The organism is Thomasclavelia sp. (genome assembly GCF_047249845.1).
Classification (GTDB): domain Bacteria; phylum Bacillota_I; class Bacilli_A; order Erysipelotrichales; family Coprobacillaceae; genus Thomasclavelia.
Map to the genome: position 1 here is coordinate 51,367 of NZ_JBKTWO010000012.1, position 13,152 is coordinate 64,518.

Below are 13,152 nucleotides of genomic sequence, written 5' to 3' on the forward strand. Positions count from 1 at the left end.
CTTGTTTTTTTTATAATTAACATAATTTATTTAAGGAGAATATACACATGAAAATTATTGATTTGTTACATCAGCGACCTACTTTGTCGTTTGAAATCTTCCCCCCTAAAAAACATGATGGGGATATCAGTTCTATCTATAGTACAATTGATGAATTATCGAAACTTAAGCCAGATTTTATTTCAGTTACATATGGAGCTGGAGGATCTACTACTGAAAATACAGTAGAAATTGCTTCTAAAATAAAAAATGAATATGGTATTGAGGCTGTTGCCCATTTAAGCTGCATTGATGCTACACCAGAGCAGCTGATTCGTATCATCGATTCATTAAAAGCAAATAATATTGAAAATATCTTAGCATTACGAGGTGATTATCCCAAAGGATATGACCCAATAAATGCTCCTCACTATTATAAATATGCAAGTGAATTGAATGAATTCATCAGTAAAAATTATCCTGATACATTTTGTTTAAGCGGGGCCTGCTATCCTGAAGTACATCAAGACGCTGTTTCTTTAGAAAAAGACTTGCAGGCACTAAAGAAAAAAGTTGATGCTGGTGCTAAATATTTAATTACTCAAATCTTTTTTGACAATAATTATTACTATCGTTTAGTACGTGAAGCGCGTATTAGAGGAATCAATGTACCAATCATTGCTGGAATCATGCCTGCAACTAATTCAAAATCATTATTAAATATCGCAAAATTAAGTGGATGTAATATTCCTTACAATTTATCTGCTTCAATTGAACGTTTTAAAAACAATCCTCAAGCAATGAAAGAAGTAGGAATGAACTATGCAACTAATCAGATTATTGATTTAATTACTAATGGGGTTGATGGAATCCATCTTTATACTATGAATAAACCAGAAATAGTTCATGAGATTCTAAAAAGAACTAATAATATTTTAGCTGAGTTTAAAAATGATTAAAGAAAACGCTCTAAAATATCTAGGTTATCAAAATAATAAAGTCGATGACAATACTAACGCTCTTTTAGATGAGTGTCTAAAAGAGTTAGAGCAAGTCACCCCTAAATTCATGTATCAAACTTATACACTTACTCATCATCCTTTAAAGATCAATGAATTGAATTTATTAATTAATTACCCTGATTTAATTGATCTATTTAACAATTGTAATAAAATTGTTATTATTGCTTGTACTTTGGGATTAGAAGTTGATCAAAAATTACGTTATTATTCAAAAATCAATTTAACTAAAATGACTATAATGGATGCCCTAGCAAGCAGTTACATTGAAATTAAATGCGATGAATTTGAAGCTAAGCAAAATTTTAGTGCTCGAACTTTTCGTTTTTGCCCTGGTTATGGTACTGTACCTCTTGAATTAAACCAGGCTTTAGCCCAAGCATTATCCTGTGACAAACATATTGGCTTAACTGTTCAGGAAAACAATTTACTCTTACCCCAAAAATCGATGATTGGATTAATTGGCTTAGGTGAAGAAAAATTAATCAAGCACTGCTTTTCATGTGTCAATAAAGAAAACTGTATATACCGGAAAAGAGGACAAAGATGTTACAAGAAAGACTAAAAAATGAAATATTGATTTTTGATGGAGCTATGGGAACACAACTTCAAGATGCCGGATTAAAAGCCGGTGATATTCCTGAATGTTTAAATATCACTGATCCTAAATTAATTCAAGATATTCATTTAAATTATTTAAAAGCTGGTGCTGATTTCATTACAACAAATACATTTGGCGCTAACCCTATAAAAATGAAAGATGCACCATATAATTATAAAGAAATTATTAGTGCTGCTATTGACAATGCTATTACAGCCAGAAAATTAGCTAATCGTGAAAATGACAGTTATATTGTTTTAGATATTGGACCGATTGGTCAATTATTAGAACCAATGGGCACATTAACATTTGATGAAGCTTACGATATTATCAAAAAACAGGTTCTTTTAGCAAAAGACCTAGTTGATGTAGTTCTTTTAGAAACAATGACAGATATATATGAAGTCAAAGCTGGTATTTTAGCAGTTAAGGAAAATAGTGATTTACCAGTATTTGTAACTATGACTTATGAAAGTAATCTACGTACCCTTTCAGGTTGCGACCCATTAACGATGGTAAATGTCCTTGAAGGGCTAAATGTTGATGTTTTAGGAGTTAATTGTTCTTTAGGACCAATTGAACTAACACCGATTATTAATCAGATCCTATCAGTAGCTACTGTTCCTGTCATGTTACAACCAAATGCTGGATTACCATGTCTAATTGAAGGAAAAACATGCTATAACATGGACAAGGATACCTTTATAACTGAAAGTCTCAAACATGTTAATAATGGTGTAGCAATCATTGGGGGGTGTTGTGGAACAACTCCAGCATTTATAAAATCATTAAAAGAGAACATTCCTGTTACAAGAGTTGAAACTAATCCAACTATCGTTACACGCGTTTCTAGCGGAAGTAAAACGATTGAATTTGGACATCATGTTGTTGTTTGTGGAGAACGCTTAAATCCAACTGGTAAGAAAAAGTTGAAATTAGCATTAAAAGAAGAACGTTATGATGAATTGGTCATCGAGGCAATTAAACAAGATCAAGCTGGGGCCCATGTTCTTGATGTAAATGTTGGTCTACCAGGAATCGATGAAATCTCAACTATGAAACATGTTATAAAATTATTACAAGAAGTTATTTCATTGCCATTACAAATTGATAGTTCAGTACCTGAAGCAATTGAACAAGCATGTCGTTATTATAATGGTAAACCACTTATTAATTCTGTAAATGGTAAAGATGAAACAATGGATGCAATTTTTCCAATTGTTAAAAAATATGGTGGTGTAGTAATTGGTTTAACCCTTGATGAAAATGGAATTCCCCCAAAAGCTAAGGAGCGCTATGAAATCGCTAAAAAGATTATTAAAAAAGCTGAAACATATGGTATCAATAAAGAAAATATTATTATTGATTGTTTAGTTTTAACCGTTTCAGCTCAACAAAAAGAAGTAATGGAGACAATCAAAGCTGTAGCTATGGTTAAAGAACTCGGTGTCCATACAGTATTAGGAGTAAGCAATGTATCTTTTGGCTTACCAAACCGTCCTTTACTTAACAAAACCTTTTTAGCTATGGCAATGTCTGCAGGTCTAGATTTACCAATCATTAATCCACTTGATCAAGAATTAATGGCAACAATCGATGCCTTTAATGTCTTATATAATTATGATAAAGATGCATCAATATATATTGAACATCAAGCAAATCAAGAAACTAATATAAAAAAAGATACTTCAACGTTTACTCTGAATGAAATTGTTTTACACGGTCTAAAAGACGAGGTAACAAAAGCTACAAAGGAATTATTAAAAACAACTCCAGGTCTAGAGATCATCAATAATATTCTAATCCCTGCACTAGATACTGTTGGTAAAAATTATGAACAAAATATAATTTTTTTACCACAATTAATTCAATCAGCTGAGACATCAAAAATGGCTTTTAGTATAATAAAAGATACATTTATAGAATCAACCGCTACTAAAGGACCAATTATTATGGCCACTGTTCATGGTGATATTCATGATATTGGTAAGAATATCGTGAAAGTTGTTCTTGAAAGCTATGGCTATAAAGTAATTGACTTAGGTAAAGATGTTCCTCCTGAAACAGTTGTCGATGCTTTTTACAAGCATCAACCTAAAGCAATTGGTCTTAGTGCTTTAATGACAACAACTGTTGTCTCAATGGAAAAAACAATTAGTCTATTAAAGAAAATTGATAACATGTGCCCAATCTTTGTTGGTGGTGCCGTTTTAACAGCTGATTATGCCAAAGAGATAAATGCTGATTATTATTCTAAAGACGCAATGGAAGCAGTAGAATTAATGAATAAAATTATAATTGACTAAAATAAAAAGAGCTGTGAACAAATTTTTCTTTGTTTACAGTCTCTTTTTTTATTATATAAGATTACCCTTTATTTTCATTACACTTACGAATTAATTCAATAACATCTGGTGGGATAACCGGTGGAATATATTGCGGTTTAGAAAGTAGATAACCTTGTAAATAATCAACATTTAACTCAATTACTTGTTTTAATTCAGCAATAGTTTCAATTCCTTCCGCTATAATTTTCATATCCCGTTCATGAGCATAATTAACAATATTTTCTACAATCTTACATTTATCAAGATTTGAATCAATATCTCTAATTATTTCCATATCAATTTTTATATACTTTGGAGATATAGACAATAATGTTATTTCACCATTATAACCACTACCATAGTCATCTAAAGCTAGTGCTCCACCCCATTTCTTAATATATTTTTCTTTTTGTAACTGATATTTCTCATCTACTAATTCAACTTCTGAAACTTCCAAAACAATATTTTTCAAATATCTTTGATATTTAGATTCCAATGATAACATTGCTTCTTTACTAAGCATTTGATTTGAAAGAGAATTAATAAAAATTTTAGTTTGAGTACTAACTAGATTATTTTCAATATGCATATCATATACATTTAATGCACCAAACCATGTTAAAGCTTCTATTTCACCAAGGCGTCCCTCTTCTTTAGCCACCTTTAAAATATCCATTGGAGACTTTAATATTGGCATAAAAGAACGCATTAAAGCTTCATAAGCAAAAATTGTTCCATCACAACTATCTACGATTGGCTGCAAGAAAAACTGAAGTGCATTATCATTAATTATCACATTTAATTCCTTTTTTGCCTGATTAAAATATGCATCATGAGCATACTCATCACTATTAAAATTCGTTAAATTCCCTTTACTAGAATGTTTAACTTTATACATAGCATAATCCGCATACTGTTGTAATAATTCAAAAGATTTTGTATCTCTAGGATACCAGGCAATCCCTCCAGAAGCTTTGATATTATATTTTTTATCACCAGTAACCATGATATATGCTTGTAAAATTGCTTGTTTTAATTGGTCTAAATATAATTGAATTTCACTTTCTTCATCATAACCATAGAAAAATACAAAAAATTCATCTCCAGATATTCTTGAAATAATAGTATTCTCAGGTACATTTTTTCTAAATGTATCAGCTGCAACAGAGATATAACGATCACCAGTTTCATGTCCATAAGTATCATTGATATATTTTAAATCATCTAAATCCAGCATCATTAACGCCGCTATCTTTAACTCCTCCATACGATTATTAAATAAATCGCTTGTTAAACGTACAAAAGCCCTTCTGTTTAATAGACCAGTTAAAGCATCATGATCTCGTTCATATTCAATAACTCTTTTTTCAAGAATACTGCTAGTAATATCTTCAATAACTCCCAAATATACTTTTCCATTAACTACTAATTTTAAATTCACAAATATATAATCATCAAAACTAGGTATTTTTAATAAATATTCAGTGGGATTATATGTCTTAGAAATAATATATTTCCGATATTTTAAAATCTTTCTAATAAATTTTTTTGCTGATAAATGATATGTATCAATCTCATTATCTAATAATACTTCAAAAAAGTTATCAGATATAAATAATTCTTTTGTTAAAGAATTATATTCAAAACCAGCCAATTTTACACTTGCCATTTTCAAAATCATTGAAAACTTCATTGATGTATTCTGTATATTTTTATTAAGCTGTTTCATTGTATCTGCTAGATGATCAATTTCAGAAATATTAGTTTTTACAAAATTAACTGGTTTATCTTTTGTTACTTCGACTTCTTCAGACAATCTCTTGATTGGTTTTGAAATAAAATAACTTGCCAATAAACTACCAATGATCCCTACTAGCAATATTAATAATATTATTATAATTATAGTGAAAATGATTTTATTAGTAAAAGCAAACAATTGATCCGCTCCAACTATTCCTACTAATACCCATCTTTGATTACTATATGGTGTATTAGTGTTATAAATATCTAAATAACTAGTTGCACTATACAATTTTTTTCCATTTTTCTTAATATAATAATCACCTGTACTCCCCTCCAACAATGTAGTTTTATCAGTTAATGAATAAGTATTCCCATTTGCAAACACATTGTTAATAGTAGAGCTATCATCATGGTTAATAGCTAATAAATAACTCCCCATTCCACCTTCAAATAATTCATTACTAGGTAATAACTTATTTAAATAATCCAAGGTAATGTCAATTCCTACCACTCCATAAACTAACCCACTATCATTAATAAGAGGCAATGAATAAGTTATTACTTTTTTATCATCACCATTTAAAATATAACTATGACCCCAGTAACCAAGATCAGTTACTGTAAAATCTTTAGCATTATGATAAGCTTCTTGAAAAGGAGTATAAAAGAAATCATAATAATCAATATTACTCTTTTTAAACTCAAACCGTGGCTGCCAAAATGAATCAGTAGAAATATTTAATTTTTTTACTACCTCAGCAGGTGCTCGTTCAAATAATAAATCAGCATTAGCATAGGATTCTTTTGAGATAGGATCTAAGTCACGAAGATATATTCCTGGTTTATCATTTAAACCAGAATTTAAATCTTCTGTATTAAAAATTATATAAGCTCCAGTAACTCGTTGTAAACGCATTGTTGAAATCAACTTGTCAGTTACCTTTAAAAGTAATGGAGTCGCATTAGCCGAACTATCATCAAGAGTATTATAATCAATTATCCCTTGCTGACTTAGATTTTTAGCCGTATCATTTATAAAATCAGTTAATTCATTTAGATTTGACCAGCTATTAAGCATTTCATTTTGTAAATAACTTCCTCGGTTTAAAACCCTTTGATTAACAATATCTTTAGCATTTTGATTTATGTGGGGAAATAATTGGCTAAAAGAAAGGCATCCCATTAAAATAATTGTCTGAATAATGACAAATATACTCATTGGTTGTAAAAAGTGTAAAAAAATGGATTTATTTTTCTTACAAAATTTAAATGACATTATTTCCCCTCCTTTACTTTATTTAACTAACTCTTCTAATTGACTTTTCACCTGATTATACCATGTATCAAAATACTCATCACTTGTAAAGGAAGCAGTTGCTTCTTGTAAAGACATACCAGCATTTAAATTTGCTATAACTTGTTCACGAACTTCTTTTGCTAAAGCACTCATTGAATTTTCCATTATTGAACGAGCTGTAGTCCCCTTTTCAAACGCTTTAGTTGTATACATTTTATTATCTTTAGTTGTTTCCAAACTACTTATTAATGATTTTTTTACATTACCTTTTAATTCAATATTTTCACTTATCTTTTCAATATTATTCGCATTCTTCGTAACTGGTAAATAGCTGCTGCTCATTGCAAATTGAATATTTTGTTCATCTTGAGTAAACCATTTTAAAAACTCAATTGATGCTAATTGTTCTTTATCATTTGACTTCGTAACTACCATTCCTGCACCTTGCTGTACAGCATAATCTGCACCATTAGCAAATTTCGGTGATGGCATCATAGCTATTTCAATAGGGTAACTATCCTCGTCATTTAAGATAACTTCCTTAGGTAAATATGTAGCACTTGAAGATGAACCTACACAAGCAATGATATTTCCAGTTTTCATATCATCACTTCTAAATCTTCCTGAAGCATTAAAATAACCATTAATATAAGGAATAAAATAATTATCCCATAACTTTTTAACAACGTCACGTTCAAAATTTAATTTAACTTGCCCCTTTTCAACTTCAAACATCTCATTTGCCAATTGATGATACCCAATAATCATATAGTTAGCATTGGCATCACGACCAAAAAAGGCTTTTCCATCATTGGGTGCAGCAGTTTTAGCATCAGTCCATTCATAATACTGTTTAGCAACCTTAGTGACACCTTCAATTGTCTGCAATTCATCAATTACAGCTCCAGTTTCGTTTGCAAAAATATCCCAATCTGTTTGATTTAACATCAAAATTTCTGTTGATTTAGCTATTGGAAATATCTTCAAACTGCCATCTCCTAAAAATCGTCCTTCTTCAATATATCCATCGACATATTTATCTAATTCTTTTTCTGTGAAATATTTAGTTAAATCTACAGCATAATCAAGTTTATCAACTTGATATGCCGTATCACCATAAGCTGCAAAAATATTTGGTATTTCATCAGCTCCAGCTTTTCCATTAATTGAATTCATTACATTTTCTTCTAAATCAGATACAGTTCCTTGACTAGCACTTTCAACTACTATCCCCTTTTCTTTTCCCACCGTTTCATTAAATTCAGTTACAAGTTTATTAAAAGCTTCCTGTTGAGCACCATTATAATAATGCCAAATACTAATAGTTGTAGGATTATCTTTATCAAGTATATCTTCTTTTTTCCCCTGACATCCAACTATTATAAAAATCAAACACATACACATAATTATTTTTAATTTTTTCATTTTTTCCTGCTCCAGTCTGTTATTTTTCCTATTTAGATTATTATACCAACTCTTTGTCTAAATATAAAGATTTTTACAAAATTGACATGAAAAGCCAAATAAAATAAGTAAAAATTTTATTTATATATATAAAATGCCATAAAAATATGGCATTTTAATTATTAACGACTAATTTTTAATTTTGTGAAACAATTTTACTAATTCACAAATAACAGTTGTAGATAAGCATAATACGATACAAATACCCCACTGAATAATATTTAAACGCTGTAATTTAAAAATCATGCTTAATTCAGGAATAGCAATCAAAATTACTTGTAACAACAATCCAGCAGCCAATGCTCCCCATAAATATGCATTATTAAATAAACTGCGATTAATAATTGATGTTGAACTTTTAACATTAAAAGAATGTACTAATTGGCATCCACATAAAGTAATAAAAGCCATTGTCATTCCAATCAAATGATCTTGATAATTCCCTATTGCATATGCAATTAGTGTTAATATCCCTATCATTGTCCCTTGCCAAGCAATCGTATAACCTAAACCATGAGCAAAAAAATTCTCATCTTTTTGACGGGGTTTTCGCTTCATTACATCAGGCTCACTAGGTTCCATTCCTAAGGCAAAAGCAGGTAAACTATCTGTAATTAAATTAACCCACAATAAATGAATTGGTAATAAAGGTACTCCAAAATCTACTGGAGTGAGTAAGGATATTATAGAAGCTCCAAAAATTGTAATCACTTCACCTATGTTACTTGACAATAAAAACTGGACATCTTTCTTAATATTATCAAAAATGCCACGCCCCTCTTTAATCGACGTAATAATTGTTGCAAAGTTATCATCAGTTAAAATCATACTAGCAGCTCCTTTAGCTACATCAGTACCTGTAATTCCCATCGCACAACCAATATCAGCAGCTTTCAATGCCGGTGAATCATTAACACCATCTCCCGTCATTGCAACAACTTTACCTTTAGCTTTCCAAGCCTTGACGATTCTCACTTTATGTTCAGGAGCAACTCTAGCATAAACCGAATAGTCTTCTACTTGTTCTGTCAATTGTTGATCAGACATTTTTTCTAACTCACTGCCCATAATTGCTTTTTGACCAGGTTCTAAAATTCCCAAACTTCTTGCAATCGCACTAGCTGTAATAACATGATCCCCTGTAATCATTATTGTTCTAACGCCTGCACTCTTAGCTTCTACTACCGCCTGCTTAGCCTCATCACGAGGCGGATCAATCATCCCTACCATTCCAATGAAAGTAAGATTATTTTCAACAACTTCACTAGTAATCTCAGTTGGTTCTTCTTGCCAATAGCGAATTCCTAATGCCAATACACGAAGCGCATCATTTGACATCATTTCATTTACTTTAGAAACTTCATTTAGGTCTATATCTTTACATCTACTAAAAATAACATCTGGTCCACCTTTAGTGATAGAAAGAATTTTTCCTTCATGTTTAACAAATACTGTCATCATTTTCCGATTAGAATCAAATGCCAGTTCATTAAATCTGGGATACATTTTTGCAAGAGCATCTTTAGTAAAACCTTTTTCCAGACTTGCCTTTACTAACGCTGTTTCTGTTGGGTCTCCTACTGAAACCTCTTTTCCTGCCACATTACTAATACTTCCATCACTACATAAAGTAAAATAATTTAATAGCTGTATTGTTTCCTCACTACAAGTTTCAAGTGGCTCAACTGCCTGTTTATAACAATATGTTTTTATAACCGTCATCTTATTTTGGGTCAACGTCCCTGTTTTATCAGAACATACAATTGATGTACTACCCAAAGTTTCTACCGCTGGCAAACTTTTTACTATTGCGTTCTTTTTAACCATTCTTTGTACACTTAAAGCAAGAACTACTGTAACAACTGTTGCCAGTCCTTCTGGAATAGCAGCTACAGCTAAAGCAATTGCTGTTTTAAATGCTTCTAAAGCTGTTAATCCTGACAACATTTCCATAAAAAATACTATAATACAAATGACAATACAAAGAATTCCAATTGTTTTTCCAATCTGATCTAATTGATCTTGAAGTGGAGTATTTTGGCGTTTAGTTTGTTGTAACATTGTAGCTATTTTACCTACTTCATTATCTTCACCAGTAGTTGTTACTAAAACTATGCCCCGACCATAAGTAACATTACAAGACGCATGAACCATATTATTTCGCTCTGCTAAAGGAACTTCTTTTTTATTAATAATCTCACTATTTTTTTCAACTGGTACACTTTCACCTGTAAGTGCACTTTCATCAACTTTTAAATTAAAAGCCTCAATTAAACGCCCATCACTAGCAATACAATCCCCTGCTTCTAACACTAATAAATCCCCAGGTACAACTTCACTCGCATCAATGGTAACTGTATTACCATTACGGATAACTTTAGCTTTAGGACTCGCCATTTTCTGTAAAGCTTCAAGAGCACGCTCAGCGTTATTTTCTTGAACTAAACCCAAAATTGCATTAATAATAACAACAACTACGATAATTACACTATCAATCCATTCAGTTGGTTCTACTATTATACTAACAATCGCAGCAATAATTAAAATGATCGTTAAAGCATCTTTAAACTGTAAAATAAACCTTAGTAAAAGTGATTGTTTTTTAGTTTTCTCTAATTCATTAAAACCATACTTTTCAAAACTCTCAGTAACCTGATTATCAGTTAAACCATTTTTTAAATCTGTAGAAAACCTTTCTGCTAGTTCTTTTACTTCCTGATTATAAAACATCTTTAATCTCTCCTTTTACACTAATCCAAAACGAGACTCATATCGTATTTGCATACAATAAAAGTCTCGTTGTTTAATTACGATATGGATATAGCTATCAAATTATGACATCGCAAACCTCAATGGCAAATTACTCCCTTTTATATATACTATTTTATCATCATACATTTTATAAAGCAAACGTATCTCTACACATTATACCCACCTGATACTTTGTTATTCTATTTATTTTTCACAAAATAAAAAACATTATTTGACGTTTACAATAATGTTCATTTATTAATTATTATTTAATGTGTTCAGCAAAATACTCAATAACTTCATCCTGAGAAACATTTAATACTGCTGCAAACTCCTGATGCAGTAGATCCTCTGCTTCTTTTTTATACTTTTGCTCTGTTTGACCCAATTGCTTTTTTTGTGAAGATAATAGTTTTTGCTTTGCTTGAAGATTACAAATCAACTGTAATAAACCATCACATGTATACTCATTGATCGTTTTTTTGTAATAATCTGTTAGTTGCTTTATATTTTTGTTTTCAATAACTACAGTTTCAATATCAGGAATCTTAGATAATAAACTTTTAACTTCCTCTAAAGTAATTAAATGCCTCATATATATTGAAGTATCCACAGGTACATACGTTTTACCATCCATAAAAACAGGATTTAAAGTATAATATTCTTTTTCACTAGGCTTCTTATTTATATTGATAATACCAATATTTTCAATTCTACAAACCCCTTGCTTTCCATAAATAATTAAATCTCCTTTTTCATACACACAATCACCTATCCTTCTATTAAGTATATGCTTAATATATTTATTATACCACATAATAAAACCATATATACAAATTCATCATCAATCAAGCAAATATTATTAATCATAAAAGCATAATTTAAACATTTTTTAAGATATTTTTTAATTTAATTAATCGTTTTTTTAAACCATCACTAGAAATAAACTGACTAACAAACCTTTCAAATTCATCCTCATTTTTTTCAGTTACTAAAATAAAATAACACAAATATAATAAAGGAATATCACCAGAAATTACATTAAGATTACTTCTTGTAGTATCTTCATATAGTATATAGGCATATTTTTTTATTAAATGATAATATTGTTTTAATTTACTATCAACTTCTTGTAATGTTTTTAAATTTAAATATTTAAGCATACTAATAATATTTTTAAAATTACCCTGACTAGCTTTTTGAGCTCCCAATTTTTTTATAAAAAAACTAATTAAATCAATAAATTCAGGACTCTTGATTTTAAATACATTTAACGATTCTTTATCCAGTTTAGCATTTAAATATGATAACATTAATTGATTTTTATAAGCAAAAATCTCATTTTTGATTCGTAAAAATTCTTCATCAGCCAATTCCAATAAACTAGCTAAACGAGAAAAACTTCTTTTAATATCATATGGAATTTCTTCTTGTGACTTATAACCTAAATCATGTTCTATTTCCGCCCAGGTATATTGTAAGATTGAACTAATTTGAATTTCAAATTTTAAATCATAATAATTAAAATCTGTATTAAATTTAATTTGTCCAGCATTTACTTGAACTACATAATGTAGTGAACGATAACCAAAACGATCTGGATCAATAGTCTTTCTTTTATCAATTGAGTTATCTCTATCAACAATAAATTCTTTTTCTATTAATTCAGAAATTTGATCAACTGTATCAGAATAATAAGTTATTATTCTAATCCCAACCAAATCCGTTATTTCCTGAAGTTCTTGATATTTATTTTTAAGCTCAATTTTTTTAGTTAAACTATCTATATTTTTAGTACGGCTCGTAATAGAATGGAAAGAAATCTGTTCATTGTTCAACAGATTTCTAATATAATCTTCAACTAGTCTTCTAAATTGCTCATAATATAGATAATTTTTCTCATATTTATTAACTATATCTTCATTATCCTAATGTCCACTCTCCTAACTATAATTATATTATACCATTAAT

General features: G+C 29.8%; 8 protein-coding genes. 3 read left to right on the forward strand and 5 right to left on the reverse strand.

Going from position 1 to position 13,152, the window contains the following annotated elements; all coding sequences use genetic code 11:
* Nucleotides 1-47: 47 nt before the first annotated feature.
* Genes metF through ACLR9T_RS04940 form a run of 3 tightly spaced genes read left to right on the forward strand, consistent with a single transcriptional unit; the run spans nt 48 to nt 3,905 of the window.
* A complete protein-coding gene (gene metF, locus ACLR9T_RS04930; protein ID WP_413108422.1) occupies nt 48-938 on the forward strand; it encodes a methylenetetrahydrofolate reductase [NAD(P)H] in 891 nt (296 codons plus the stop codon).
* Nucleotides 931-1,563, forward strand: coding sequence for a vitamin B12 dependent methionine synthase (locus ACLR9T_RS04935; RefSeq protein WP_413108423.1), 633 nt, complete (start codon nt 931-933; stop codon nt 1,561-1,563). Before metF ends, ACLR9T_RS04935 begins: the two co-directional genes overlap by 8 nt.
* The gene (locus tag ACLR9T_RS04940; RefSeq protein ID WP_413108424.1) at nt 1,545-3,905 is read left to right on the forward strand and encodes a homocysteine S-methyltransferase family protein; all 2,361 of its coding nucleotides are present in this window, start codon (nt 1,545-1,547) and stop codon (nt 3,903-3,905) included. The genes ACLR9T_RS04935 and ACLR9T_RS04940 overlap by 19 nt, the downstream gene beginning before the upstream one ends.
* 61 nt (nt 3,906-3,966) lie before the next feature.
* Here ACLR9T_RS04940 and ACLR9T_RS04945 read toward each other — a convergent pair whose 3' ends face one another.
* The 5 genes from ACLR9T_RS04945 to ACLR9T_RS04965 form a co-directional block, all read right to left on the reverse strand.
* Entirely contained in the window at nt 3,967-6,945 is a 2,979-nt protein-coding gene (locus ACLR9T_RS04945; RefSeq protein WP_413108425.1) for an EAL domain-containing protein, read from the reverse strand.
* A gap of 18 nt (nt 6,946-6,963) precedes the next feature.
* On the reverse strand, nt 6,964-8,391 hold the full coding sequence (locus ACLR9T_RS04950; protein ID WP_413108426.1) for an extracellular solute-binding protein: 1,428 nt from the start codon (nt 8,389-8,391) through the stop codon (nt 6,964-6,966).
* A 168-nt stretch (nt 8,392-8,559) separates the two neighbouring features.
* Nucleotides 8,560-11,160, reverse strand: a complete 2,601-nt coding sequence (locus ACLR9T_RS04955) for a cation-translocating P-type ATPase (RefSeq protein WP_413108427.1) — start codon at nt 11,158-11,160, stop codon at nt 8,560-8,562.
* 286 nt (nt 11,161-11,446) lie between these two features.
* Nucleotides 11,447-11,944 carry a CarD family transcriptional regulator gene (locus ACLR9T_RS04960; RefSeq protein WP_413108428.1) on the reverse strand — a complete coding sequence of 166 codons (498 nt, stop codon included), beginning with the start codon at nt 11,942-11,944 and terminating at the stop codon, nt 11,447-11,449.
* A gap of 118 nt (nt 11,945-12,062) precedes the next feature.
* Complete coding sequence (locus ACLR9T_RS04965) at nt 12,063-13,019, reverse strand: GTP pyrophosphokinase family protein (RefSeq protein ID WP_413108429.1); 957 nt, start codon at nt 13,017-13,019, stop codon at nt 12,063-12,065.
* Nucleotides 13,020-13,152: the final 133 nt, after the last annotated feature.